Annotated in this window: 41 protein-coding genes and 1 pseudogene; 30 read left to right on the plus strand and 12 right to left on the minus strand. The window is 45.1% G+C overall.

All coding sequences use genetic code 11. The annotated features are described in order from the left end of the window. The 29 genes and pseudogenes from tuf to rplQ all read left to right on the plus strand — a co-directional run. Positions 1 to 159: pseudogene (gene tuf, locus BCV39_RS08270) on the plus strand (elongation factor Tu); the annotation flags it as partial. A gap of 446 nt (positions 160 to 605) precedes the next feature. Continuing rightward, positions 606 to 917, plus strand: a complete 312-nt coding sequence (rpsJ, locus tag BCV39_RS08275; protein ID WP_004736761.1) for a 30S ribosomal protein S10 — start codon at positions 606 to 608, stop codon at positions 915 to 917. Positions 918 to 931: 14 nt separating this feature from the next. Next, positions 932 to 1,561 carry a 50S ribosomal protein L3 gene (gene rplC / locus BCV39_RS08280; RefSeq protein ID WP_004736763.1) on the plus strand — a complete coding sequence of 210 codons (630 nt, stop codon included), beginning with the start codon at positions 932 to 934 and terminating at the stop codon, positions 1,559 to 1,561. A 16-nt stretch (positions 1,562 to 1,577) separates the two neighbouring features. Continuing rightward, the gene (gene rplD / locus BCV39_RS08285) at positions 1,578 to 2,180 is read left to right on the plus strand and encodes a 50S ribosomal protein L4 (protein WP_004738803.1); all 603 of its coding nucleotides are present in this window, start codon (positions 1,578 to 1,580) and stop codon (positions 2,178 to 2,180) included. Then, positions 2,177 to 2,479, plus strand: coding sequence for a 50S ribosomal protein L23 (rplW, locus tag BCV39_RS08290; RefSeq protein WP_004736765.1), 303 nt, complete (start codon positions 2,177 to 2,179; stop codon positions 2,477 to 2,479). The genes rplD and rplW overlap by 4 nt, the downstream gene beginning before the upstream one ends. 14 nt (positions 2,480 to 2,493) lie before the next feature. Next, a complete protein-coding gene (gene rplB, locus BCV39_RS08295; RefSeq protein WP_010435149.1) occupies positions 2,494 to 3,318 on the plus strand; it encodes a 50S ribosomal protein L2 in 825 nt (274 codons plus the stop codon). Between the two features lie 19 nt (positions 3,319 to 3,337). Beyond that, on the plus strand, positions 3,338 to 3,616 hold the full coding sequence (gene rpsS / locus BCV39_RS08300; protein WP_004736729.1) for a 30S ribosomal protein S19: 279 nt from the start codon (positions 3,338 to 3,340) through the stop codon (positions 3,614 to 3,616). Between the two features lie 10 nt (positions 3,617 to 3,626). Beyond that, positions 3,627 to 3,959, plus strand: coding sequence for a 50S ribosomal protein L22 (gene rplV / locus BCV39_RS08305; RefSeq protein ID WP_004736732.1), 333 nt, complete (start codon positions 3,627 to 3,629; stop codon positions 3,957 to 3,959). A gap of 18 nt (positions 3,960 to 3,977) precedes the next feature. Next, positions 3,978 to 4,676, plus strand: coding sequence for a 30S ribosomal protein S3 (gene rpsC / locus BCV39_RS08310; protein ID WP_004736734.1), 699 nt, complete (start codon positions 3,978 to 3,980; stop codon positions 4,674 to 4,676). Between the two features lie 11 nt (positions 4,677 to 4,687). Then, positions 4,688 to 5,098 carry a 50S ribosomal protein L16 gene (gene rplP, locus BCV39_RS08315; RefSeq protein WP_004736736.1) on the plus strand — a complete coding sequence of 137 codons (411 nt, stop codon included), beginning with the start codon at positions 4,688 to 4,690 and terminating at the stop codon, positions 5,096 to 5,098. Further along, a complete protein-coding gene (gene rpmC, locus BCV39_RS08320) occupies positions 5,098 to 5,289 on the plus strand; it encodes a 50S ribosomal protein L29 (protein WP_004736737.1) in 192 nt (63 codons plus the stop codon). The genes rplP and rpmC overlap by 1 nt, the downstream gene beginning before the upstream one ends. Continuing rightward, a complete protein-coding gene (gene rpsQ, locus BCV39_RS08325; protein ID WP_004736739.1) occupies positions 5,289 to 5,543 on the plus strand; it encodes a 30S ribosomal protein S17 in 255 nt (84 codons plus the stop codon). Before rpmC ends, rpsQ begins: the two co-directional genes overlap by 1 nt. 162 nt (positions 5,544 to 5,705) lie before the next feature. After that, positions 5,706 to 6,077: a 50S ribosomal protein L14 gene (gene rplN / locus BCV39_RS08330; RefSeq protein WP_004736740.1), complete on the plus strand. Its 372-nt coding sequence runs from the start codon at positions 5,706 to 5,708 to the stop codon at positions 6,075 to 6,077. A gap of 11 nt (positions 6,078 to 6,088) precedes the next feature. Continuing rightward, positions 6,089 to 6,406 carry a 50S ribosomal protein L24 gene (gene rplX / locus BCV39_RS08335; RefSeq protein WP_004738792.1) on the plus strand — a complete coding sequence of 106 codons (318 nt, stop codon included), beginning with the start codon at positions 6,089 to 6,091 and terminating at the stop codon, positions 6,404 to 6,406. Positions 6,407 to 6,430: 24 nt separating this feature from the next. Further along, positions 6,431 to 6,970: a 50S ribosomal protein L5 gene (rplE, locus tag BCV39_RS08340; RefSeq protein WP_004738790.1), complete on the plus strand. Its 540-nt coding sequence runs from the start codon at positions 6,431 to 6,433 to the stop codon at positions 6,968 to 6,970. 16 nt (positions 6,971 to 6,986) lie between these two features. Beyond that, the gene (rpsN, locus tag BCV39_RS08345) at positions 6,987 to 7,292 is read left to right on the plus strand and encodes a 30S ribosomal protein S14 (RefSeq protein ID WP_004738789.1); all 306 of its coding nucleotides are present in this window, start codon (positions 6,987 to 6,989) and stop codon (positions 7,290 to 7,292) included. Between the two features lie 29 nt (positions 7,293 to 7,321). Further along, complete coding sequence (rpsH, locus tag BCV39_RS08350; RefSeq protein ID WP_017061309.1) at positions 7,322 to 7,714, plus strand: 30S ribosomal protein S8; 393 nt, start codon at positions 7,322 to 7,324, stop codon at positions 7,712 to 7,714. Positions 7,715 to 7,724: 10 nt separating this feature from the next. Then, on the plus strand, positions 7,725 to 8,258 hold the full coding sequence (gene rplF, locus BCV39_RS08355; RefSeq protein ID WP_017063712.1) for a 50S ribosomal protein L6: 534 nt from the start codon (positions 7,725 to 7,727) through the stop codon (positions 8,256 to 8,258). A 9-nt stretch (positions 8,259 to 8,267) separates the two neighbouring features. Next, positions 8,268 to 8,621 carry a 50S ribosomal protein L18 gene (rplR, locus tag BCV39_RS08360; protein ID WP_004738784.1) on the plus strand — a complete coding sequence of 118 codons (354 nt, stop codon included), beginning with the start codon at positions 8,268 to 8,270 and terminating at the stop codon, positions 8,619 to 8,621. Positions 8,622 to 8,635: 14 nt separating this feature from the next. Beyond that, positions 8,636 to 9,136: a 30S ribosomal protein S5 gene (gene rpsE, locus BCV39_RS08365; RefSeq protein WP_017061307.1), complete on the plus strand. Its 501-nt coding sequence runs from the start codon at positions 8,636 to 8,638 to the stop codon at positions 9,134 to 9,136. 7 nt (positions 9,137 to 9,143) lie between these two features. Next, complete coding sequence (rpmD, locus tag BCV39_RS08370; RefSeq protein WP_004736756.1) at positions 9,144 to 9,320, plus strand: 50S ribosomal protein L30; 177 nt, start codon at positions 9,144 to 9,146, stop codon at positions 9,318 to 9,320. Positions 9,321 to 9,325: 5 nt separating this feature from the next. Then, the gene (gene rplO / locus BCV39_RS08375) at positions 9,326 to 9,760 is read left to right on the plus strand and encodes a 50S ribosomal protein L15 (RefSeq protein ID WP_004736758.1); all 435 of its coding nucleotides are present in this window, start codon (positions 9,326 to 9,328) and stop codon (positions 9,758 to 9,760) included. Positions 9,761 to 9,780: 20 nt separating this feature from the next. Beyond that, complete coding sequence (gene secY, locus BCV39_RS08380; protein WP_004738781.1) at positions 9,781 to 11,115, plus strand: preprotein translocase subunit SecY; 1,335 nt, start codon at positions 9,781 to 9,783, stop codon at positions 11,113 to 11,115. 41 nt (positions 11,116 to 11,156) lie between these two features. Continuing rightward, on the plus strand, positions 11,157 to 11,270 hold the full coding sequence (gene rpmJ, locus BCV39_RS08385) for a 50S ribosomal protein L36 (RefSeq protein ID WP_000868186.1): 114 nt from the start codon (positions 11,157 to 11,159) through the stop codon (positions 11,268 to 11,270). A gap of 148 nt (positions 11,271 to 11,418) precedes the next feature. After that, positions 11,419 to 11,775: a 30S ribosomal protein S13 gene (gene rpsM / locus BCV39_RS08390; RefSeq protein WP_004738779.1), complete on the plus strand. Its 357-nt coding sequence runs from the start codon at positions 11,419 to 11,421 to the stop codon at positions 11,773 to 11,775. Between the two features lie 19 nt (positions 11,776 to 11,794). Next, on the plus strand, positions 11,795 to 12,184 hold the full coding sequence (gene rpsK / locus BCV39_RS08395) for a 30S ribosomal protein S11 (RefSeq protein ID WP_004738778.1): 390 nt from the start codon (positions 11,795 to 11,797) through the stop codon (positions 12,182 to 12,184). Positions 12,185 to 12,215: 31 nt separating this feature from the next. Further along, on the plus strand, positions 12,216 to 12,836 hold the full coding sequence (gene rpsD, locus BCV39_RS08400) for a 30S ribosomal protein S4 (protein ID WP_004738777.1): 621 nt from the start codon (positions 12,216 to 12,218) through the stop codon (positions 12,834 to 12,836). Positions 12,837 to 12,858: 22 nt separating this feature from the next. Beyond that, a complete protein-coding gene (gene rpoA / locus BCV39_RS08405; RefSeq protein WP_004729813.1) occupies positions 12,859 to 13,851 on the plus strand; it encodes a DNA-directed RNA polymerase subunit alpha in 993 nt (330 codons plus the stop codon). 24 nt (positions 13,852 to 13,875) lie between these two features. Further along, positions 13,876 to 14,256 (plus strand): 50S ribosomal protein L17, encoded by a 381-nt coding sequence (gene rplQ, locus BCV39_RS08410; RefSeq protein ID WP_004729812.1) that lies wholly within the window; start codon positions 13,876 to 13,878, stop codon positions 14,254 to 14,256. Between the two features lie 268 nt (positions 14,257 to 14,524). On the opposite strand, the gene BCV39_RS08415 is transcribed toward rplQ, so the two are convergent. Both BCV39_RS08415 and BCV39_RS08420 read right to left on the minus strand, forming a co-directional pair. Further along, entirely contained in the window at positions 14,525 to 15,019 is a 495-nt protein-coding gene (locus BCV39_RS08415) for a DUF2780 domain-containing protein (RefSeq protein ID WP_102433634.1), read from the minus strand. Positions 15,020 to 15,153: 134 nt separating this feature from the next. Continuing rightward, positions 15,154 to 15,774 (minus strand): FKBP-type peptidyl-prolyl cis-trans isomerase, encoded by a 621-nt coding sequence (locus tag BCV39_RS08420; protein ID WP_008220519.1) that lies wholly within the window; start codon positions 15,772 to 15,774, stop codon positions 15,154 to 15,156. A gap of 213 nt (positions 15,775 to 15,987) precedes the next feature. Here BCV39_RS08420 and BCV39_RS08425 point away from each other — a divergent pair, with 213 nt between their 5' ends. Next, positions 15,988 to 16,572: a LysM-like peptidoglycan-binding domain-containing protein gene (locus tag BCV39_RS08425; RefSeq protein ID WP_102433635.1), complete on the plus strand. Its 585-nt coding sequence runs from the start codon at positions 15,988 to 15,990 to the stop codon at positions 16,570 to 16,572. A gap of 43 nt (positions 16,573 to 16,615) precedes the next feature. Here the strand turns inward: BCV39_RS08425 and BCV39_RS08430 are convergent, their stop codons facing one another. The 10 genes from BCV39_RS08430 to BCV39_RS08475 all read right to left on the minus strand — a co-directional run bounded on the left by BCV39_RS08430 (position 16,616) and on the right by BCV39_RS08475 (position 24,314). Next, the gene (locus tag BCV39_RS08430; RefSeq protein WP_102433636.1) at positions 16,616 to 17,464 is read right to left on the minus strand and encodes a DMT family transporter; all 849 of its coding nucleotides are present in this window, start codon (positions 17,462 to 17,464) and stop codon (positions 16,616 to 16,618) included. Then, positions 17,464 to 17,916 carry a GNAT family N-acetyltransferase gene (locus tag BCV39_RS08435; RefSeq protein WP_048659301.1) on the minus strand — a complete coding sequence of 151 codons (453 nt, stop codon included), beginning with the start codon at positions 17,914 to 17,916 and terminating at the stop codon, positions 17,464 to 17,466. The genes BCV39_RS08430 and BCV39_RS08435 overlap by 1 nt, the downstream gene beginning before the upstream one ends. Before the next feature lie 57 nt (positions 17,917 to 17,973). Then, a complete protein-coding gene (locus BCV39_RS08440; protein ID WP_048659300.1) occupies positions 17,974 to 18,540 on the minus strand; it encodes a Crp/Fnr family transcriptional regulator in 567 nt (188 codons plus the stop codon). Positions 18,541 to 18,611: 71 nt separating this feature from the next. Continuing rightward, positions 18,612 to 20,366 (minus strand): lysophospholipid acyltransferase family protein, encoded by a 1,755-nt coding sequence (locus BCV39_RS08445; protein WP_102433637.1) that lies wholly within the window; start codon positions 20,364 to 20,366, stop codon positions 18,612 to 18,614. A 12-nt stretch (positions 20,367 to 20,378) separates the two neighbouring features. After that, positions 20,379 to 20,822: a hypothetical protein gene (locus tag BCV39_RS08450; protein WP_055319933.1), complete on the minus strand. Its 444-nt coding sequence runs from the start codon at positions 20,820 to 20,822 to the stop codon at positions 20,379 to 20,381. A gap of 10 nt (positions 20,823 to 20,832) precedes the next feature. Beyond that, positions 20,833 to 21,270, minus strand: coding sequence for a YHS domain-containing (seleno)protein (locus BCV39_RS08455; protein ID WP_102433638.1), 438 nt, complete (start codon positions 21,268 to 21,270; stop codon positions 20,833 to 20,835). Positions 21,271 to 21,282: 12 nt separating this feature from the next. After that, positions 21,283 to 22,032, minus strand: coding sequence for an NRDE family protein (locus tag BCV39_RS08460; protein WP_102433639.1), 750 nt, complete (start codon positions 22,030 to 22,032; stop codon positions 21,283 to 21,285). Between the two features lie 2 nt (positions 22,033 to 22,034). Beyond that, entirely contained in the window at positions 22,035 to 22,577 is a 543-nt protein-coding gene (locus BCV39_RS08465; protein WP_102433640.1) for a hypothetical protein, read from the minus strand. Between the two features lie 19 nt (positions 22,578 to 22,596). Continuing rightward, positions 22,597 to 23,730 (minus strand): ATP-grasp domain-containing protein, encoded by a 1,134-nt coding sequence (locus BCV39_RS08470; RefSeq protein ID WP_102433641.1) that lies wholly within the window; start codon positions 23,728 to 23,730, stop codon positions 22,597 to 22,599. After that, positions 23,727 to 24,314, minus strand: coding sequence for a DedA family protein (locus BCV39_RS08475; RefSeq protein WP_102433642.1), 588 nt, complete (start codon positions 24,312 to 24,314; stop codon positions 23,727 to 23,729). The genes BCV39_RS08470 and BCV39_RS08475 overlap by 4 nt, the downstream gene beginning before the upstream one ends. Positions 24,315 to 24,482: the final 168 nt, after the last annotated feature.

Here is a 24,482-nt window from a genome sequence, read left to right on the forward strand (position 1 = left end):
ACTCTACCAGAAGGCGTAGAAATGGTAATGCCAGGTGACAACGTTCAAATGACTGTTGAGCTAATCGCTCCAATCGCAATGGACGAAGGTCTACGTTTCGCAATCCGCGAAGGTGGCCGTACAGTTGGTGCTGGTGTTGTAGCTAAAATCTTCGCTTAATAGCATTTAGATTTTTGCACACTCTTCATTAGAAGAGCACGCATCTGAAAAAGGGGAGCTTCGGCTCCCTTTTGTTTTCTCTAAAGAAATATTACCTTCCATCTATCTTTTTCCCTCTTGATACAAAACCAACTTCCAATAAATTCCGATTATTTTTCCAACACTACTTGCATACTAAAGTGTGATCTGTATAATGCATCGCACTGGCTAACGCTGGTTGTGAACCAATGAGCACTGAGGAGTAGGTCTTACCTAGTAATGTATACTCAGCTTATGTTCGCGGTTAATAAAAATAGTAAACTTTTTGTTTGCTTCAAAAGTTAACTGACAATGCGTCCTAATTTTGGATGCTACGGTTTCACATAAATCAATCGGCATTCTCTCGTTTTATCGGGTTTGAGTGGCGATATTGTTTGTGTAATTTTTAATAATTGGAGCTCTGTCTCATGCAGAACCAACGTATTCGTATCCGCCTTAAAGCGTTTGATTACAAGCTAATCGATGCTTCAACTGCGGAAATCGTTGAAACAGCAAAACGTACTGGCGCACAGGTTCGTGGTCCTATTCCACTTCCTACTCGTAAAGAGCGTTTCACTGTTCTTACCTCTCCACACGTCAACAAAGATGCACGTGATCAGTACGAAATCCGTACTCACAAGCGTTTGATCGACATCGTTGAGCCAACAGATAAAACTGTTGATGCTCTAATGCGTCTTGATCTTGCAGCTGGCGTTGATGTTCAAATCAGCCTAGGTTAAGGGAGATAAGAATAATGATTGGTCTAGTCGGACGTAAAGTGGGTATGACCCGCGTATTTACTGAAGAAGGCGTTTCTATCCCAGTAACTGTTGTTGAGGTTGAAGCGAACCGTATTTCTCAAGTTAAAACTCTTGAGACAGACGGCTACGCAGCAATCCAAGTAACTACTGGTGCTAAGAAAGCTAACCGTGTAACTAAACCTGAAGCTGGTCACTTCGCGAAAGCGGGTGTAGAAGCAGGTCGCGGTCTTTGGGAATTCCGTTTAGAAAACGGCGAAGAGTTTGAAGTTGGCGCTGAGCTAAACGTAGAACTTTTCAACGAAATTAAAAAAGTAGACGTTACTGGTACATCTAAAGGTAAAGGCTTCCAAGGCGCTATCAAGCGTTGGAACTTCTCTACTCAAGATATGACTCACGGTAACTCTTTGTCTCACCGCGCACCGGGTTCAATTGGCCAATGTCAAACTCCAGGCCGCGTGTTTAAAGGCAAGAAAATGGCAGGTCACATGGGTGCTGAGCGTGTAACGACTCAAAACCTAGAGATCGTACGTGTTGACGCTGAGCGCAATCTACTCCTTATTAAAGGTGCAGTACCGGGCTCAACAGGCGGAAACGTGATCGTAAAACCTGCTGTTAAAGCATAACGTCTAGGAGTAAGTAATGGAATTGATGGTTAAAGGTGCTGATGCACTAACTGTTTCCGAGACTACTTTCGGACGTGACTTCAACGAAGCTCTTGTACACCAAGTAGTTGTTGCATATGCAGCAGGTGCTCGTCAAGGTACTCGTGCTCAAAAGACTCGTTCTGAAGTATCTGGCGGTGGCGCTAAGCCATGGCGTCAAAAAGGTACTGGCCGCGCACGTGCTGGTACAATTCGTAGCCCAATCTGGCGTACAGGTGGTGTTACTTTTGCTGCGAAACCACAAGATCACAGCCAAAAAGTAAACAAAAAAATGTACCGCGGTGCTATGAAGAGCATTCTTTCTGAGCTAGTTCGTCAAGAGCGTTTAATCGTTGTTGATAACTTCTCTGTAGAAGCACCAAAAACAAAAGAACTTGTAGCTAAGCTTAAAGAGCTTGAGCTAAGCGACGTTCTGATTGTGACTGGCGAAGTAGATGAAAATCTATTCTTAGCTGCTCGTAACCTATACAAAGTAGATGCACGTGATGTTGCTGGTGTTGATCCAGTATCACTAATCGCTTTCGACAAGGTTCTAATGACTGCTGACGCAGTTAAGCAAGTTGAGGAGATGCTAGCATGATCACTGAAGAGCGTATCTTAAAAGTTCTACGTGCTCCGCACATCTCTGAAAAAGCAACTATGGCAGCTGAGAAAGCGAACACTATCGTTTTCAAAGTAGCTAAAGATGCAACTAAGAAAGAGATCAAAGCAGCTGTAGAAAAGCTATTTGAAGTTGAAGTTAAGTCTGTAAATACTCTTGTATTAAAGGGTAAGACCAAACGTCAAGGTATGCGTGAAGGCCGTCGTTCAGACGTGAAAAAAGCCTACGTTACTTTGAAAGAAGGTCAAGATCTTGACTTCGTTGGCGGCGCGGAATAACAGGAGTAGTAAAAATGGCTATTGTTAAATGTAAGCCGACTTCCCCTGGTCGTCGTCACGTCGTTAAAGTTGTTAACGCTGACCTACACAAGGGTAAGCCATACGCACCACTTCTAGAGAAAAACTCTAAGAACGGTGGTCGTAACAACAACGGTCGTATTACAGTACGTCACATCGGTGGTGGTCATAAGCACCATTACCGTGTAATTGACTTCAAACGTACTAAAGATGGCATCCCAGCGAAAGTTGAGCGTCTAGAATACGATCCAAACCGTAGTGCTAACATCGCTCTAGTTCTGTACGCAGACGGTGAGCGTCGTTACATCATTGCACCTAAAGGTGTTAACGCAGGCGACCAGATTCAATCTGGCGTAGATGCTGCAATCAAAGCAGGTAACACTCTGCCGATGCGCAACATCCCAGTAGGTTCTACTGTACACTGTGTTGAACTTAAGCCTGGTAAAGGTGCTCAACTAGCTCGTTCGGCTGGTGCTTATGCTCAAATCATCGCTCGCGATGGTGCATACGTAACTATCCGTCTACGTTCTGGTGAGATGCGCAAAGTACTTTCTGAAGGTCGTGCAACGATCGGTGAAGTTGGTAACTCTGAGCATATGCTACGTGAACTTGGTAAAGCTGGTGCTTCACGCTGGCGCGGCGTACGTCCAACCGTACGTGGTGTAGTAATGAACCCGGTGGATCACCCACATGGTGGTGGTGAAGGCCGCACATCTGGTGGTCGTCACCCAGTTTCTCCTTGGGGCGTTCCTACTAAGGGCTTCAAGACTCGTAAGAACAAGCGCACTGACAAGTACATCGTACGTCGTCGCACTAAATAATTTATAAAGAGGAATCGCCATGCCACGTTCTCTCAAGAAAGGTCCTTTTATTGACCTACACTTGCTGAAGAAGGTAGAGAAAGCGGTGGAAAGCGGAGACAAAAAGCCTATTAAGACTTGGTCCCGTCGCTCAATGATCATCCCAACAATGATTGGTTTGACCATCGCTGTCCATAATGGTCGTCAGCACGTTCCAGTTTTCGTTACCGAAGAAATGATCGGTCACAAACTGGGCGAATTTGCACCAACTCGTACTTATCGCGGTCATGCTGCAGATAAGAAAGCTAAGAAGAAATAAGGAGTAGATGATGGAAGCTTTAGCTAAACATAACTTTGCTCGTATTTCTCCACAGAAAGCTCGCTTAGTTGCAGACCAAATTCGCGGTAAGTCGGTAGACCAAGCTCTAGAAATTCTAACTTTCAGCAACAAAAAAGCTGCTGTATTAGTTAAGAAGGTTCTTGAGTCAGCTATCGCTAACGCGGAACATAACGAAGGTGCAGATATCGACGATCTAAATGTCGCTAAAATCTTCGTAGATGAGGGCCCTATCATGAAGCGTATTATGCCTCGTGCTAAAGGTCGTGCGGATCGTATCTTGAAGCGTTCAAGCCACATCACTATTGTTGTAGCAGATCGCTAAAGACTAGGAGAGTAAGCAATGGGTCAGAAAGTACATCCTAATGGTATTCGTCTTGGCATCGTTAAGCCTTGGAATGCTACATGGTTTGCTAATACCAACGAATTCGCTGACAACCTAGACGGCGACTTCAAGGTACGTCAGTTCCTTACAAAGGAACTACAAAAAGCATCATTATCTCGTATCGTTATCGAGCGTCCAGCTAAGAGCATCCGTGTGACTATTCACACTGCTCGTCCTGGCGTTGTTATCGGTAAGAAAGGTGAAGACGTAGAGAAGCTACGCGCAGCTGTAGCTAAAATCGCAGGTGTACCAGCGCAAATTAACATCGCTGAAGTACGTAAGCCTGAGCTAGATGGTCAGCTTGTAGCTGATAGCATCGCGTCTCAACTAGAGCGTCGTGTTATGTTCCGTCGTGCAATGAAGCGTGCGGTACAAAATGCTATGCGTCTAGGCGCTAAAGGCATCAAAGTACAAGTAGGCGGCCGTCTTGGCGGTGCTGAAATCGCACGTTCTGAGTGGTACCGTGAAGGCCGTGTGCCTCTACACACTCTACGTGCAGACATTGATTACGCAACTTCTTCGGCTCACACTCAATACGGTGTGATCGGCATTAAAGTTTGGATCTTCAAAGGTGAGATTCTAGGCGGTATGCCAGCTGCTAACGCAGTAGAGCCAAAAGGCGATAAGCCTAAGAAGCAGCGTAAAGGCCGTAAGTAAGGAGTCGAACGATGCTACAACCAAAACGTACTAAGTTCCGCAAGGTTATGACTGGTCGTAACCGTGGTCTAGCTAAAGGTACTGAAGTAAGCTTCGGCGAATTCGGTCTTAAAGCTGTTGGCCGTGGTCGTCTGACTGCACGTCAAATCGAAGCGGCACGTCGTGCTATGACACGTCACATTAAGCGTCAAGGTCAAATCTGGATCCGTGTATTCCCAGACAAGCCGATTACTGAAAAGCCTCTTGAAGTTCGTCAAGGTAAAGGTAAAGGTTCAGTTGCGTACTGGGTTGCTCAAATCCAACCAGGCAAAGTTATGTACGAGATGAATGGCGTACCTGAAGAGTTGGCACGTGAAGCGTTCCGCCTAGCGGCACGTAAACTGCCTGTTAAAACTACTTTTGTAACTAAGCAGGTGATGTGATGAAAGCACAAGATCTACGCGAAAAGAACGTTGAAGAGCTTAACGCTGAGCTATTGAATTTGCTACGTGAACAGTTCAACTTGCGCATGCAAGCTGCAACTGGTCAACTACAGCAAACTCATACTCTAAAAGCTGTACGCCGTGACATCGCACGTGTGAAAACTGTTTTGACTGAAAAGGCAGGCGCATAATGAGCGAAACTAACCGCATCCAGCAAGGCCGTGTAGTAAGCGACAAGATGGACAAGTCTATCGTTGTTGCTATTGAACGCACTGTAAAACACCCAATTTACGGTAAGTTCATCAAACGCACGACTAAAGTACACGCACACGACGAAGACAACACTTGTGGCCTAGGCGACAAAGTTGAAATCGCTGAGTGTCGTCCTCTGTCTAAGACTAAGTCTTGGACATTGGTTAAAGTTCTAGAAAAAGCGAAGATTTAATCTTTGTAATTCTATAACTTATAAGCGGCTCCAAATAATTTTTTGGAGCCGCTTGTTTTTTGTCTACCCAATTTAAAAAAAGGGTGGTACAATTCGCGTCCCTTTTAAAGAGGCAGCCCGACCCGAGAGGGTCTAGTTTTAATATTTAGCGGAGCACTAACAATGATCCAGATGCAAAGTACACTTGACGCAGCAGATAACTCTGGCGCGCGCAAGGTAATGTGTATTAAGGTTCTGGGTGGCTCTCACCGCCGTTATGCACATATCGGTGACGTCATCAAGGTTACAGTGAAGGAAGCGATTCCTCGCGGTAAAGTAAAAAAAGGTGATGTTCTGAAGGCGGTAGTAGTGCGCACCCGTAAAGGCGTTCGTCGCCCAGACGGTTCTGTCATTCGCTTCGACAGTAATGCTTGTGTATTGTTAAATGACACTACTGAGCAACCAGTCGGCACACGTATCTTTGGTCCTGTGACTCGTGAACTTCGTAACGCGAAATTCATGAAGATTGTATCACTAGCACCTGAAGTTCTGTAAGGAGCGGCAATATGGCAGCTAAAATCCGTCGTAATGACGAAGTAATCATTCTTGCTGGTAAAGATAAAGGCAAGAAAGGTAAAGTAACTAAGGTTCTGACAACTGGTAAAGTTATCGTTGAAGGCATCAACCTTGTTAAGAAACACCAAAAGCCGGTTCCGGCTCTAGGTCAACAAGGTGGCATCGTTGAACAAGAAGCAGCTATTGATGCTTCTAACGTTGCTGTTTTTAACGCGGCTACTGGTAAAGCAGACCGTATCGGTTTCCGTATCGAAGATGGCAAGAAAGTTCGTTTCTTCAAATCTAACGGCGAAACTGTTTCTAACTAATTAGAAGTAATTTGGAGTTCTACTATGGCGAAACTGCATGATTACTACAAGTCGTCTGTAGTCGCTGAGCTTACCAAAGAGTTCAGCTACACAAGCGTCATGCAAGTCCCTAGGATTGAGAAAATCACCCTAAACATGGGCGTTGGTGAAGCAATCAACGATAAGAAACTGCTAGAAAACGCAGCAGCTGATATGGCAACGATCTCTGGTCAAAAGCCACTTATCACTAAAGCGCGTAAATCTGTAGCTGGTTTCAAAATTCGTGAAGGCTACCCAATTGGTTGTAAAGTAACCTTGCGTGGTGAGCGCATGTGGGAATTTTTAGAGCGTTTAATCTCTATCGCACTTCCACGTGTACGTGATTTCCGTGGTGTTAGCGCTAAGTCTTTTGACGGTCGCGGTAACTACAGCATGGGCGTTCGCGAGCAAATCATCTTTCCGGAAATCGACTACGATAAAGTCGATCGTGTCCGCGGTCTTGATATTACTATCACGACTTCTGCGGGTTCCGATGAGGAAGGCCGAGCTCTGCTGGCTGCCTTTAACTTCCCATTCCGTAAGTAAGGGTAGGGTTACTGTTATGGCTAAACAATCAATGAAAGCACGTGAAGCTAAACGTGCAAAACTAGTAGCTAAGTTCGCTGAAAAGCGTTCTGCGCTAAAAGTTATCATTAGCGATGTAAACGCATCTGAAGAAGATCGTTGGAATGCGGTTCTTAAACTGCAATCTCTTCCACGTGATTCAAGTGCATCACGTCAGCGCAACCGTTGCAACCAAACTGGTCGTCCACACGGTTACCTACGTAAATTCGGTCTAAGCCGCATTAAGGTTCGTGAAGCTTGCATGAAAGGCGAGATTCCGGGTCTTCGTAAGGCTAGCTGGTAATTGCCACTTAATCATTTGGAGTAAATCTTATGAGCATGCAAGATCCGATTTCGGATATGCTGACCCGAGTTCGTAACGGTCAGGCAGCAAACAAAGTTGCTGTAAAAATGCCTTCTTCAAAGCTTAAAGTTGCAATTGCTGCATTACTTAAAGCTGAAGGTTACATCGTAGACTTCGCTGTTAACAGCGAAGCAAAACCTGAGCTAGAAGTTACTCTTAAGTACTTCCAAGCTAAACCTGTAATCGAGCAAATCAAGCGTGTATCACGTCCTGGTCTAAGAGTTTATAAAAATAAAGACTCTTTACCTACAGTGATGGGTGGTCTTGGTATTGCAGTTGTTTCTACTTCCAAGGGTCTGATGTCTGACCGTGCTGCTCGTAAAGCAGGTCTTGGCGGTGAAATCATCTGTTACGTAGCTTAAGGAGTAGATTATGTCTCGTGTTGCTAAAGCACCTGTCGCTATTCCAGCTGGCGTAGAGGTGAAACTAAACGGCCAAGAAGTTACTGTAAAAGGTAGCAAAGGTGAGCTTACTCGCGTTCTTAACAGCGCCGTAGTTATTGCACAGGAAGAAACCAACCTAACTTTCGGTCCGAAAGAAGGTGTTACTAACGCATGGGCACAAGCTGGTACAGCTCGCGCTCTAGTTAATAACATGGTTGTGGGTGTTACTGAGGGCTTCACTAAGAAGCTAACTCTTAAGGGTGTTGGTTACCGTGCTGCTATGAAAGGCAACTCTGTAGCTCTAACTCTTGGTTTTTCTCACCCAGTAGAGCACGCTCTACCTGAAGGTATTAAAGCTGAGTGCCCTAGCCAAACTGAGATCATCATTACTGGTTGCGATAAGCAAGTAGTAGGTCAAGTTGCGGCTGACATTCGTTCTTACCGTGCTCCTGAGCCTTACAAAGGCAAAGGTGTTCGTTACGCAGATGAAAATGTGCGTACTAAAGAAGCTAAGAAGAAGTAAGGTATCACTATGGATAAGAAAGCATCTCGCATCCGTCGTGCTACACGTGCACGTCGTAAGATTGCAGAACTTGGTGCAACTCGCCTGGTAGTACACCGTACTCCTCGCCATGTTTACGCACAAGTTATCGCGGCAAACGGCTCTGAGGTTATCGCAGCTGCTTCTACTGTAGAAAAAGCGATCCGTGAGCAAGTTAAGAACACTGGTAACGTTGATGCAGCTAAAGCAGTTGGTAAAGCTGTTGCTGAGCGCGCTCTTGAAAAAGGCGTAGCTTCAGTTGCATTTGATCGTTCTGGTTTCCAATACCACGGTCGAGTAGCGGCGCTAGCAGAATCTGCTCGCGAAGCTGGTCTGAAATTCTAAGGTAGGGTTGGAAGATGGCTAAAGAACAACAACAAGCTAATGATTTGCAAGAAAAGCTGATCGCAGTTAACCGTGTATCTAAGACGGTTAAAGGTGGTCGAATCATGAGCTTTACTGCACTAACAGTAGTTGGTGACGGTAACGGTCGCGTAGGTTTCGGTTACGGCAAAGCTCGTGAAGTACCTGCTGCGATTCAAAAAGCAATGGAAAAAGCGCGCCGTAACATGGTTACAGTATCGCTTAACGAAGGCACTCTTCACCACCCGGTGAAAGGTCGTCATTCGGGCTCTAAAGTTTACATGCAGCCAGCTGCAGAAGGTACAGGTGTTATTGCCGGTGGTGCAATGCGTGCTGTACTTGAAGTTGCGGGCGTACATAACGTACTTTCTAAAGCATACGGTTCAACGAACCCGATCAACATCGTTCGTGCAACGATTGGTGCTCTAGTAGACGTTAAGTCACCAGAAATGGTTGCTGCTAAACGTGGTCTAACTGTTGAATCTATTTCGGAGTAAGCACACGATGGCAACTATTAAAGTAACTCAAACTAAAAGCTCAATTGGTCGCCTACCTAAGCACAAAGCGTGTCTTAAAGGTCTAGGTCTTCGTCGCATCAACCATACAGTAGAACTTGAAGATACTCCGTGCGTACGCGGTATGATCAACAAGGTTTACTACATGGTTAAGATTGAGGAGTAATCAGAATGCGTTTGAATACTCTATCACCGGCTGCTGGCTCTAAACCTTCTAAGAAGCGTGTAGGTCGTGGTATCGGTTCTGGCCTTGGTAAAACAGGTGGCCGCGGTCACAAAGGTCAAAAGTCACGTTCTGGCGGCTCTGTTCGTCCAGGTTTTGAAGGCGGTCAAATGCCTCTAAAACAACGTCTACCTAAATTCGGTTTCACTTCTCGTAAGAGCCTAGTGTCTGCTGAAGTTCGTCTAGCTGAGCTAGCGAAAGTAACAGGTGACGTAGTTGATCTTAACAGCCTTAAAGCTGCTAACGTTATCACTAAGAACATCGAATTTGTTAAGATCGTTCTTTCTGGTGACCTAAGCAAAGCTGTGACTGTTAAAGGTCTACGCGTGACTAAAGGCGCTAAAGCTGCAATCGAAGCTGCAGGCGGTAAAATCGAGGAATAATCTCGAGGAACGAGGTACAGATGGCTAAGAAACCAGGACAAGATTTTCGTAGTGCTCAGAGCGGCTTAAGTGAACTAAAGTCGCGCTTATTATTCGTAATTGGTGCACTTTTAGTATTCCGAGCCGGCTCTTTTGTGCCGATCCCTGGTATTGACGCAGCTGTACTTGCCGATTTGTTCGATCAGCAAAAAGGTACCATCGTTGAAATGTTTAACATGTTCTCCGGTGGTGCTCTTGAGCGTGCATCTATATTAGCATTGGGTATCATGCCGTACATTTCGGCATCGATCGTAGTCCAATTGCTAACTGTAGTTCATCCAGCGTTAGCGGAACTCAAGAAAGAGGGTGAAGCAGGCCGTCGTAAGATAAGCCAATATACACGCTACGGCACGCTTGTACTTGCAACATTCCAAGCTATTGGTATCGCAACAGGCTTACCAAACATGGTCGACAATCTGGTTGTTATCAACCAAACCATGTTTACGCTTATTGCTACCGTGAGTTTAGTAACTGGTACCATGTTCTTAATGTGGTTAGGTGAACAAATCACTGAGCGAGGAATCGGTAATGGTATTTCCATTCTGATTTTTGCAGGTATTGTTGCTGGATTGCCTTCTGCAATCGGTCAAACAATCGAGCAAGCGCGTCAAGGTGAATTGCATGTGCTTCTTCTGCTGTTGATTGCTGTATTGTCTTTTGCTGTTATTTACTTCGTAGTTTTCATGGAGCGTGGTCAACGTCGTATCGTCGTTAACTATGCGAAACGTCAACAAGGTCGTAAAGTTTTTGCAGCACAAAGCTCTCACTTGCCTCTTAAGATTAATATGGCAGGTGTTATTCCAGCGATTTTTGCATCGAGTATTATTTTGTTCCCAGGAACATTAGCACAGTGGTTTGGTCAAAATGGTGAAAGCAGCGCGTTCGGTTGGTTAACTGACGTGTCATTAGCTCTTAGCCCAGGTCAACCTTTGTATGTAATGCTTTATGCAGCAGCTATAATCTTCTTCTGTTTCTTCTATACAGCGTTGGTGTTTAACCCACGTGAAACAGCTGATAACTTGAAGAAGTCTGGTGCATTCGTACCCGGTATCCGCCCAGGTGAGCAGACAGCGAAATATATCGATAAAGTGATGACTAGACTAACCCTTGCGGGCGCTCTATACATTACTTTTATATGTCTGATTCCTGAGTTCATGATGGTCGCGTGGAACGTTCGTTTCTACTTCGGCGGCACATCACTACTAATCGTAGTGGTAGTTATCATGGATTTCATGGCACAGGTACAGACTCATCTGATGTCACAACAGTATGATTCTGTGTTAAAGAAAGCGAATCTGAAAGGTTACGGCCGTTAATTCGGTGGTAATTATTTCGATTCCATTTACGGAGTTTAGCAATGAAAGTTCGTGCTTCCGTTAAAAAAATCTGCCGTAACTGTAAAGTTATCAAGCGTAACGGTGTCGTTCGCGTGATTTGCAGTGAGCCAAAGCATAAGCAACGCCAAGGCTAATTAGCAGAAATTTTTACTTGAAATACAAGGTAGAGTCGAGTATATTCCTCGGCCTACCTTTTGCGTGCAAAAGAAGTAGTATGCCGCAGCGTATCCATAACGGGCTTTGCTGCGGATAATTCTTTTATGAACCCCTTAGGAGTGAATAATGGCCCGTATAGCCGGCATTAACATTCCTGATCATAAGCATTCTGTAATTGCACTTACTGCAATCTACGGTATCGGTAAAACTCGCTCTCAAGCTATTCTAGCTGAAGTGGGTATTGCTGAAGATGCTAAGATCAGTGAACTAACTGAAGAGCAGATCGATCAACTGCGTGATGGTGTAGCTAAGTACACTGTAGAAGGTGATCTACGTCGTGAAGTATCGATGAACATCAAGCGTCTTATGGACCTTGGCTGTTACCGCGGTCTTCGTCATCGTCGCAGTCTACCACTACGTGGACAGCGTACTAAAACCAACGCTCGCACCCGTAAGGGTCCGCGCAAGCCGATCAAGAAATAGTCGGATAAGGTAGAGTACAATGGCAAAACAACCAACTCGCGCGCGTAAGCGCGTACGCAAGCAAGTAGCTGATGGCGTAGCGCACATTCATGCTTCTTTCAACAACACAATCGTAACTATCACTGACCGTCAAGGCAACGCTCTTGCATGGGCTACAGCAGGTGGTTCAGGTTTCCGTGGTTCTCGTAAATCTACTCCGTTCGCAGCACAAGTTGCAGCTGAGCGTTGTGGTGAAATGGCTAAAGAATATGGCCTAAAGAACTTGGAAGTTATGGTTAAGGGTCCAGGTCCAGGTCGCGAATCTACTGTTCGTGCACTGAACGCTGCTGGTTTCCGTATCACTAACATTGTTGATGCGACACCAATCCCTCATAACGGTTGTCGTCCACCTAAGAAACGTCGCGTTTAAGTTTCGTTTCTAGGAATATTGGAGAAAGATCATGGCAAGATATTTGGGTCCTAAGCTGAAGCTTAGCCGTCGCGAAGGTACTGACTTATTCCTTAAGTCTGGTGTCCGTGCGATCGATACCAAGTGTAAAATTGATAACGCACCAGGTGTACACGGCGCTCGTCGCGGTCGTCTATCTGAGTATGGCGTTCAGCTTCGTGAGAAGCAAAAAGTTCGTCGTATCTACGGCGTTCTAGAAAAACAATTCCGCAACTACTACAAAGAAGCTGCACGTCTTAAAGGCAACACAGGTGCAAACCTGCTTCAGCTTCTTGAAGGTCGTCTTGATAACGTAGTTTACCGTATGGGCTTTGGCGCTACTCGTGCTGAATCTCGTCAACTAGTTAGCCACAAGTCTATCCTAGTTAACGGTAAAGTTGTAAACGTTCCTTCTTTCAAAGTAGCGGCAAACGACGTTGTTTCTATCCGCGAGAAAGCTAAACAGCAATCTCGTATTAAAGCGGCTCTAGAAGTTGCTGAACAACGTGAAAAGCCAACTTGGATTGAAGTAGATGCTGGCAAAATGGAAGGTACATTCAAGCGTATGCCTGAGCGTTCTGACCTATCAGCTGACATCAATGAACACTTGATCGTCGAACTTTACTCTAAGTAAGGTTAAAAAAAGAGAGGACACAATGCAGGGTTCTGTAACAGAATTTCTTAAGCCGCGTCTTGTTGACATTGAACAGATCAATACGACACACGCGAAAGTAACTCTTGAGCCATTAGAGCGCGGTTTCGGCCACACTCTAGGTAATGCTCTTCGCCGCATTCTTCTATCTTCTATGCCGGGTTGTGCCGTAACAGAAGTTGAAATTGAAGGTGTGCTACACGAATACAGCACTAAAGAAGGCGTTCAGGAAGATATCCTGGAAATCCTTCTAAACCTTAAAGGTTTGGCTGTACGCGTTGCTGAAGGCAAAGATGAAGTGTTTATTACACTGAACAAATCAGGCTCAGGCCCTGTTGTTGCAGGTGACATCACCCACGATGGTGATGTAGAGATCGCTAACCCTGAGCACGTAATTTGTCACCTAACGGATGACAATGCTGAGATCGCTATGCGTATCAAAGTAGAACGTGGTCGTGGTTACGTTCCAGCTTCAGCTCGTATCCATACTGAAGAAGATGAGCGTCCTATCGGTCGTCTACTAGTTGACGCTACTTACAGCCCGGTTGATAAAATCGCTTACGCTGTAGAAGCGGCACGTGTAGAGCAACGTACTGATCTAGACAAGCTTGTTATCGATATGGAAACGAACGGTACTCTAGAACCTGAGGAAGCAATCCGTCGTGCAGCTACTATTTTAGCTGAACAACTGGATGCGTTCGTAGATCTTCGTGATGTACGTGTACCTGAGGAGAAGGAAGAGAAGCCAGAATTCGATCCTATCCTACTACGTCCTGTAGACGATCTTGAACTAACAGTTCGCTCTGCTAACTGTTTGAAAGCAGAAGCGATTCACTACATCGGTGATCTTGTACAGCGCACTGAGGTTGAGCTACTTAAAACGCCAAACCTTGGTAAGAAATCTCTTACAGAGATTAAAGATGTGCTTGCTTCACGTGGTCTTTCTCTAGGCATGCGTCTAGAAAACTGGCCACCAGCGTCAATCGCTGAAGATTAATCGAAAAGTTAGAAGGATTAGGTCATGCGCCATCGTAAAAGTGGTCGTCAACTCAACCGCAACAGCAGTCATCGCAAAGCGATGTTCAGCAACATGGCTAGCTCTCTTGTTCGTCACGAAGTTATTAAAACTACCGTGCCTAAAGCAAAAGAACTACGTCGCGTAATTGAGCCATTGATTACCCTAGCTAAGACAGACAGTGTTGCTAACCGTCGTCTTGCATTTGCTCGCACTCGTGATAACGAAGTTGTAGCAAAACTATTTAATGAACTAGGCCCGCGTTTCGCGGCTCGCCAAGGTGGTTACACTCGCATTCTTAAATGTGGTTTCCGTACTGGTGATAAAGCTCCAATGGCTTACATTGAGCTTGTAGACCGCCCAGCTGCTGAAGAAGCTGCTGAGTAATCTATACTAGATTCTTAATACAAAAGCCGAGCATTAGCTCGGCTTTTTTGTATCTGTCGAATAAGGAATAGATAATAGAAATTGCACCATGATGTTTGGCATTTTTGCTTGTCTTATCTGCTCCATTTTTCAACAATATCTCATCTCATCTCATCTCATCTCATCTCATCTCATCTCATCTCATCTCAAATATCTTTTCTTCCACGCATAAAAAAGAGCACCGAAGTGCCCTTATCAAATTCTTAAGCTAGTTATTAATAACTAACGGTTATTGCCATATAGCTGCAAGTGAATCCATCAAGCCGCTTGTTGCGCCTTGAGATTGCAGTGTTTGCAGAATGATTGGTGCAAACGTTGATACCATCGATGGATCCATACCTAAACTAGAAAAGGCACTTTCAACTCCGCCTTGTGAGTTTAGTAGTGTTGATAGCCCCGTAGACTCAAGAGTCGACATGCCAGGAATCAGCGTTGTAAGTTCTTTGTTGTCAGCAGTGCCAAGAGAGTTTTGAGCAAGAGCCAACATTGAACCGATACCGCCAATAGCTTGATCGCTGGTAACAGAAGCTTGGTCGGCAACGGTATCTGCAAGCGGCGTTGTTTCGTTTTGTTGAGACCACATATTCACTGCTGCCATTAGTGCAGTTTGGGATAGTTGGGAATAGTTAGTATCTGATGATGAACTGGTTTGTTCAGAGTCACTAGTGCTAGCGCAAGAGACAACAGCAAGGCTGCTTAAAACTGTGATGAGTACTTTCTTCATTATTCGTCCTTAAGTAATAAAGTAATTTACTCTTTCACTATAAACGAAAAACGGCGATGTAGTCACATCGCCGTTGGATTATTTCAATTTTATTTGCCTATAGTATTTTGTTTTACTATAGGTTTTTATAAAAATTAAAGAATTGCTAGAAGTTCTACTTCAAATACTAGAGCAGCAAATGGTGGGATTGCAGCACCTGCGCCACGCTCACCGTATGCTAGATCTTGAGGGATGTATAGCTTCCACTTAGAACCAACAGGCATCATTTGTAGAGCTTGTACCCAACCTTGAATTACGCCAGTTACTGGGAACTCAGCAGGTTGACCGCGAGATACAGAGCTGTCGAAAACAGTACCGTCAGTTAGTTCGCCGTGGTAGTGAACACGTACTTGCTTGTCTGCAGTTGGGATTTCGCCAGTACCTTCAGTTAGTACTTCGTACTGAAGACCAGACTCAAGAACCGTTACTTCTGAACGAAGAGCGTTGTCAGCTAGGAAAGCTTCGCCGTCAGCAGCAGCAGCTTTAGCTAGTTCTTGACGTGCAGCTTCACCACGAGTGTGTAGCTCTTGTAGTGCGTTGTTGATTTCGTCAACTTCGATAGCTGGCATGTCGCCAACTAGAGCTGTTGCGATACCAGCAGCGATTGCGTCAACGTTTAGGCCTTCAAGACCAGAACCAGCAAGTTGTTGGCCCATTTGTAGACCGATACCGTAGCTAGCTTTTTGCTCTACAGTTTCAAATTTTACTTCAGACATGAAAAGTCACTCTTTTTGTCAGTACGAAAAGGGTAAGAATACCAGTATTAGCAGCGTGAAGAAACGGCTAGCCTCTGATCACTTGCGCTTTACCGTGCCCAAATCACAGCCATGTCAATTTTCTCGCTTTGAGCCTTGTTGTGACGGAAAGATCTATACTGTTGGTACTTTGGTTTTTATACTGTAGTTATTCAATGTATAGGACGCAGTGGTATGAATCGTCGTCAAAAGAAAAAACAGAAAGTTGACCACTTAGCAGAATTCAAGGATCGACTGAATCAGGTCAAAGAGAAATTGAGTTCGATCGATGTGAAGAAAATGAAAACCTCGACAGCGCAAACTTGGGGCTCATTGCCGAAGTTACACCAAAGACTGTTGATGGTTATTTCTCCGATCGTACTGATATTACTTTTTGTGCCGCTACCAGAACCTAAAGTAGACGTTGCACCAACAACATCGCGCGTTGAGCTAGAGATAAACACCGTTGGCTTAAGCGAACAGCAAAATGCCAAGAGCAGTTCATCAGAAACGAGCAACAACAACTGGCAGGAGTACCTCGTAAAGCAAGGGGATACGTTAGCACAGGTTTTTCGAAACAACGACTTACCGTTGTCAGACTTGAATGCGCTAGTGCGTATTGAAGGCTCAGACAAACCACTAAGTCAGATTCGTAAAGGCCAGTTAGTTCGATTCAAACTGGCCGAGACCGGGCAGCTAGACATTCTTCAGTTAGAAAAAGGCAACACTTCGGTGATGTTCTTCCGCTTGTCTGATGGCGGCTTTGGCCGTAGTAAATAAGTGCCTGCTTGAGTTATGAACTCAACAGCATGATAGAAAAGAGCTAAGCATTGGCTCTTTTTTTTGGTCGCTTGAAAGGGGCGAGTGGCAAGATGATCAGCATAATACCGATAAAGGTTAATGTATCTGGAATCTCATCGAACCAAATGGCGCCAATTAGCGCGACAAACACCAAGCCTGAATATTCTGCCAAGGCGATTTGGCTTGAGTGTGCTTTTTGGTAGGCAGAAACCGCAAGGCCGTTATAGCTTAAGATTAACGTTGCACTTAGTGCTATGTACCCCAAGTGCTCGACAGACACAGGTTGCCAGTATAAGAAGCACAGTATAAATGATGCAGGAATAGAGAATAAGGTTGTCCACCACAGTGTCGTGACTACAGATTGCTCACTAGGGAGTTTTCGTACCAATACATTGAATAGTGCGAGTGTCAGCGCTGTACCCAAAGCAAACAGTGCTGCCCAATGAAATTGTGATGGCCTTAAGACAATAAGGGCACCGATGAAACCTATGGTCGTGGCGATGACCTTGCCGAGTGCTGGTTGCTCTTTCAATAACAACATAGAGAGCGGCAACATCAATAAAGGCGCGACATAAAATACAGCGTTGGCGGTTGCCAAAGACAAGTGAGTGATCGCGACCAGCATACACCCACTACCAATTAGAATTAATTGACCTCGAATGAAGGTTACTTTGGCTTGCTGTAAGCGTCGTTGTTCTTTTTTCTGCTGTAACCACAGTGGGGTGATGATCAGAAGAGATATCAACTGTCGGAAAAAAATATATTGAAGAGGCGGTACCTCGCCATTCAATAGCTTTACTGCTACATCGGAAAGCGAGGCAAACAAATTACCTGCAACCAACAATAGAATACCGGCAGTGATATTCGTCATTATTTTTCTAATCTCATATCTACATGAGGAATGTCATCTTCGAGGTACATATGCGAGATGGTCTTGAAGCCGTGGCTCGCATAGAACTTCTCTAGGTGCTGCTGCGCCCCAATATCAATAGTCGTACTCGGCCAAAGAGACTCACAGTGTGCTAACGCCTCTTTGATCAATTGATGCCCTAAACCATCGCCTCTTGCTGATTGCTTAGTTGCCACTCGGCCGATGCTGGTGTTGTCATAACTCGTGCCTGGCGGCAACAATCGCGCACACGCCACTAACTCCTCATCTGCGTAACCAAGAAGGTGGTGAACACCAGCGAGTGTGTCTTTACCGTCAAGTTCTGGATAAGGGCAGGTTTGCTCAACCACAAATACATCTACTCGCAGTTTAAGTAGTTGATAAAGCTGATGTGTTGAAAGTTCAGAGAAAGGAATTGAGTGCCAAGTGATCATGTTTACGTCCAGAGATTATCGATGCTCTGAATGTACTATGCGCGATGAATGTTGGCATTAACTATTGTTAATTCGACCTTTAATTCTGCTCAAGCTTATCGCGGTTATTCCTAAATAAGCGGCAATTTGATTGTCGTTGAGGCGCTGTTCAAGGTCTGGATAGTGTTCGCAGAAAAGCTGGTAACGTTGCTCAGGGGTATAAAGCAGCATGAAGCGTTCTTTGTTTTCCTTATGCATCAGTTGTGTTTCTAACAGCTTTAAATACAAAGGGTTATTCGATGCACGCCACTCGATTACCGCATTCATTGGCAGTTCTAACATTGTGATGGGTGTTAGTGTTTCAAGCAGATACGGGGAAGCTTGGTTTTTTATCAGACTCTCAAAACCGATGATCCAATCTTGTTCCCAGTAGAACTCTTTGCTGTATTGCTTACCATCATCAGTGAGGTAGCAAGCATGGCACAAGCCTTCAAGTACGAAGTAGATTGAGCCAGCCATCTCACCTTGGTTAATAAGGATGTGTCTGGTCGGTAGCTCAAGTGGCTTGGCGACAGCGACTAGAGATTCAATCTGACTTTCTGAGAAGTCGAAGCTTTGCAGTTGTTCGATAAAAGAGGTGTGCATGAAAATAACCTAACCCAAATAAGTGCCGAAATCATCGCACTTATTTGAGTGTAGGTACAGTTCGGGCTAAATCAGCGTCGAGCGTGTTGCTCTAGGTAGTTTTGAGCGAGTTCTCTACCCATGTATTTACCTAAGGTCTTCAAAGGTACCTTCTTAAGGTTCACGACAATCAAACCATCTAAGGCATCATTAAATGATGGGTCGACGTTAAAGCAAACCAGTTTCCCGTTCATCCCTAGGTATTGGCGCAATAATACCGGTAAGCCTTTTCCTTGTTCCATCCGTGCTAATACTTTTGAAAGTAGGGGCACACTCGCCAGTGACGACAATAGATGATTTTGCCAGAACACATGACTACTGGTATTGAGTGGTGAAGAAGGGGAAACCAGATTCGCTTTTTCTTCATCGTAGTGGTGAATTGATAAAGTGGTCGCGATCAACAGGCGTGCATTGTGGCTGTAATCATTACTGATACTGACCGGGCCAAATAGGTGGGTGTATTGAGGATGACGAGACACAAAGGTTGCGATACCTTTCCATAGCAATAACAGTGAGTTAAGGCTCTTTTGGTAAGGCTTGCTCACGACAGAACGGCCAAGTTCAATGCTGTTGTCTAACGTATCGATAAACTCTTGGTTATAGTTAAACAGACTGCGGGAATAGAGTTGGTCCAACCCGTGCTCTGCGATTAACTTGTCGACCATACCCAGTCGATAAGCGCCGACCAATTCTGCCTTAGTTTTGTTCCACACAAACAGTTGGTGGTAGTAAAGGTCGTACTCATCTAAATCACAAGCAAGCCCACTGCCTTCTCCAACTTCACGGAAGCTCTCTTCTCTGACTCGACCAATCTCACGCATTAAGTTTGGAATAGATTGGCTTGGCGTGCAGTAGACCTCGAAGTCGCCTTGTTCGAGCAGCTTCATCTCTTCAGGGAGTGAGCCTACCTCTATTGCCAATACTTCTGGTGATATTGGCGCTATCACTTGAGTATCGAAAGAGGGCGCGTGGATTGGTGTATTCGTACTATCTTGTTGACTCATTAGGTAGGTATTAAGTCGTAGGTAGTTGACGATATCCATCTCTTTTTCAAATGATTTTATCTCTGAATACGGAATCGATGAGCCAATCGAGATAGAGATAGTTGTCGCTTGTTTATTAAGAAGTTCACGCCCGAGTAGAGCGGTTCTCAACAGTGGATGTACACGACCCGCTTGGTAGAAAAGCTCACTGTTTTTTCCATTGATAAAGATAGGAACCGTAGTGGCTTGATGACGTTTAACGAACTTCGCGACTGATTTGCTCCATTCGATATCAGTTAGTGTTTTAGCCCCTTTGCGGTAACTTGAGACTTCCCCTGCAGGGAACACGATCAATAGCCCGCCGTCGGCTAGGTGACGATTGGCATCACGAATGGCTTTGGCATTGGTGCGCTTCGATTCTTTACTATTAAAGACATCAACACCTATGAAAAGGTCATCCAGTTCAGGCAGTCGCTTGAGTAACTCATTCGCTAATACTTTCACATCCTTTCTTACCGATCCTACGAGATCAGCAAGGATCACACCTTCAATGGCGCCAAGTGGGTGGTTCGCCACAATCACGACTGGTCCTTCTTCCGGGATGTATTCCGTGCTTCCCGATGCAACCGAGTAGTCGATATTGAGCGCCGATAGGGTGTAATTCATGAATTCAAAGCTAGATAACTCGTTTTTTCGATCTTGGTAGAGTCGATCTAGCTTAGATAGCCCAGTTGCCCACTCGACAACAGACTCACCTAAACCAAAAGGCGTGTAACGTGGTAAACGAAAAGGACTATCAATCATAATGAAGCTACCTTATTGACTAAAGTTGTTTAGGAAACCGTCTTGATTCTTGAAATCTTTCACACTTAAAAACGCACCGCATAACCAAACTAGGCATGCCATGCCAAACAATAACCCGCCGTCGTAACCGACAATTTCACCCGCTGCATTGAACTCAGGCATTTGAATACCTAATGGCGTAAATAGGTGGAAGAATATTGCGCCACTCATGATCCCCACACTCATAATGGCGCCAAGGCCATGCCAACGAGTGAATAGTAGAATGGCCGCTATTAATTCAGCGAATCCAATCAAGTAGCCGCCAAACGAACCGAACCAGCTTAAGCCTGACCATGTTGCTAGCGTGCCAAAGATATGCTCTGTCTCGTACGAGCCGGTGAACTTAAAGAACAGCGACTGAATAAACACAAAAGCGATAAATGCTGCTGGGAGATGTTTAGCAGGAGTGAATGTCATGGTTATTCCCTTACTTAATCAGCTGCGGCCAAGCTTTATCGGCTTGTTGAATATGCTGTGCACGGTCTTGCTCCCAAGTGGCTTGAATCTCTTGGTCGTAGTTAAGATAAAGTTTGTCATCAACTATGGTCCAGTACTGTGGATCGCCTGGTGCGAAGTCGTTTTTGGCAGAAACGGCCCATGCGCAATAACCACCATATTGAGGGGCATATTTTTCAGGATTATTAACAAATAAAGTCAGATTCTTTTCAGAAGAGAAATACCAGTCCGCGCCTTTGTACTCTGTGCTGAACTTCTTGCTCCCTTCAACAGGCTTTCCAGAAGTGAAGTATGCGACGGTATCGTAGCCATCGAGTGCCTTACTGCTAAAGAAGCCGGTATAGATTTCATCGGCAGCAAATACGTACGGGCTAACAAGTAGCATGACCATGGTGATTAGTTTTCTCATGATGGACTCCATCTATAGATTGATTGCGGGTGACAAATCGAAGGTAAAGCGCTGTTGATTTATCTGGCATGGGTTTATTGGTTCGCAAGGTGAGCCGGGTGCATAAAATATAGAGGCTTGACCGTGCAGATTACGTAAATGGGTAAAGCTGACTGTGTGTGCATCTTCACGATGCATACAGGTTGCTAAATGGGGCTGTTCACTGTGATGGTGAGAATGAAACTTGAGTAAGCTCTGTTGATTCTTACCTGTTGCCATAAGCTGATCGTATTTTGCTTGTCGGTAAGCTTGCACTCGCTCTAAATCAACCCCGGATGAGAACAGTGGTGAGTCGGTTTCCACTATTTTCTGTTGAATGCCATCCCACATGTAGGCAATCACCAAACCATTGTGTTGAGTTAGGTTCGGTGCGAAAGCCAGCAAGGTAAACGGGGCAAAAGAGTGGAGGTCGAGCTTATGAAACGCTTCAGAGAGCTGACTGATATTACGACTTGAGGATAGGTTCTTAAGTAACAAACCACGGCTGACCAAAGGACCAACTGGAACAAGGCCTTGATAGTTATTGAGTAGGCATAGCGAAAGCCCGAACTCATTAATGCTTATCCAGCTACCACCGCCAGTTGGGTCGAGTGGCATGATGATATCGACACCGTTAACTCGGTACTGCTTAGGTGGCATTGCTAATGCTCGGGTCTTTTGCTCATCACGATTAAAAAAGACCTGATAGCCATTTTCTTCAAGCAACCAAGATACTGAACACATAGTTATTGCTCCCTCAGATAGCTACTGGTGGTTGGGGCATAACCAAAGGTGTTGCAGGTTTCAATGTCTAGGAAGGTGGTGATCACCTTGATCATCGCGTAATGATGATTGGCATGCAGCGCCGCAAAAGTCACTTCTCTTTCTAGCGTAGAAGGTAGGCTTGCAAATACTTGAACATCCATCGAAACCTCGGTTTGGATCATGATAGGCGCTTCGAGATCGTTGCGGTCTAATCGTTCAAGCCAGTTGATCACATAGTGGATCTCTTTTACTGCGATTGAACGATCGTATTCGACCGGATGACCACGGCGACGAGTGTTGTAATCAACGGTCGCGTTCTCTTTTAAAATCAGCGCATGAAAAAGATCGAGCGTGTGGCGAGTGTGCTCACCAATAGAGCTTGTGACGTGCGGCTTCGCTCGTGTCAGATAGTCGCTGTCAGAAATCGCTAATAGAAACTCTAAACCCTGATTCAATATTTCTACCGCTCCCTTGATACTAGGAGAGAAAGAAGTGAGGGCGCTCGGTTGGGCTGTGGGGTTCATTCATGATCCTCGTACAAAGTTAATCGGTGGTCGGATATTGTTGAACAAGACGTCGCTCTTCTTGCCACGCGTTAAACAGGCTCTTAAAAGAAGGAGGTTGATGGCCTCTTTGTTTCTGTTGAGCGCCAATATCAAAAAGAATGCGGTATTGAAGAAGTAGTGTGGAAAATATCTCTCGCAGTGGTGTGTTGCGATCCCAGATGTGCCCAGCTTCACTGCTTGCACCATTGACCTCAAGGATCGTGAAATCCTCACCTCTCATTAGGCTGTGCATGTCCTTAAACTTGACGTCGAGTCGACCAAAATGAAAACCGTCGAAGTCGTCGAATATCTCATCTAAACGTTCGGTTAAAGCTTGAGTAATGTATTGATTGCCGTCTCGGAAGATACAGCCACGGCTATGGCTACCCGCGAACGCAAGTTGGAACTCTTCGCCCTCTGCGAGCACTTGAGCCAACTTATCTTCATGCCTCGGCAGGTATAGGTGACTGAGCTGTCCTGCACGCGGACTGTTCTCGATTAACTGTTTGAGTGTCGAGGTTCCATCTCCAATCACCATTGGCGAATATTTGAGAGTGATCGAGATGATCTCGCCTTGTTTTCTGTTCGGGTAACGAATATAGAAAACACCAGCCTCGGCTTGATAAGGCGCCTTTTCTTGCAGAAGAAAGCGAGCATGATTTGGGAAAGATTCAATATATTGCTCAAGTTGATCTTGGTTGTTGATCAGCTTTACGCCAACACCTCGACAGCCAAGATCCGGCTTTGCCACGATAGGGAAATCAAGATCTGATTGTATGAGTGCGCTGCGTGCATCTTCAGCTTGTTTCTTACTACTAAGATCGGTTTTGGTTAAAGTGATAAATGGAGAGATCCAACGCTTGCTCGACGATCCGGCAAGGCTCAGTATCTCGTGTTTCGATTCGCCGACCATACCACTGAGTTTAATGCTCGGGTTGGCGATGAGTGGTAGCGCCCAATCACAGTGCCGTAACCCTTGCATCAGGCTTTGAATCACTACTGGAGTGTAGAAGAACCACGTCGGAAGAAATTCATAAGGAGAGACACTGCGCACGGTATCTTTTTCAAGCAGGGGCATGCCGGCATTAATTTGATGTGCTGGAATGATGTGAATATCTTGCGGTGAACTCATGATAATCCTCTAGAGTAGGTTTTATTCATTAATCGATTGCCGATTAGCAGCAAAGCGATGGCACACGGGATGACGATCCATTGATATTCAGAGGCTTGCAGCCACGCTGATGTCCCTAAATAGTAGATGGTAGAGAAGACAGCGCCAGTCCAGATCGCTGTTGCGCTAATAACGGCAAACAAGAAAGTAGGCAGTGGTATGGCGAAAAAACCACTTAAGGTAAAACCAACGGTACGAAGCCCCGGTATAAAGCGGATGACAAAAAGACTGCTGAATGCGTTTTGACGTAATTTGGTGCGAAGCGCTAGAAAGTATCGGTTGGTGAGGGCTTTGTAACGAACGCCTCGGAAATAACGGCCTGATTTCCCAAGGTAATAGAGGCCAAGATCACCTGTGGCAATGCCGATAAAAATCGCAAGTAACGCATATTGAGGTGGGATGAGCCCTTGAGTCGCTAAACCTGCCGCAGTAACGATGGCCAGATCTTCAAGTAGGTAAGAAAGCGCGACAATGCCAAGCATCAGCCATAGCAGCGACTCCTCCCCTGAATTTAACCATGCTTGAATGCTCTCGACGGTGCCCATCAAATGTCCTTATCTATCCTATAGATGAATGGCTTATTGGCCATTCATTGAGTGTAGTAAATTAAATAGACAGGAGGAGCTCAGAAAAACTTACAGTGAATTGCTTCTTTTTTACGTTGATTTGATTTAATAGATGATTTGAGGTGTGCGATTTAGATGAAGAATGAG

Source organism: Vibrio sp. 10N.286.55.E10, from assembly GCF_002872555.1.
Classification (GTDB): domain Bacteria; phylum Pseudomonadota; class Gammaproteobacteria; order Enterobacterales; family Vibrionaceae; genus Vibrio; species Vibrio crassostreae.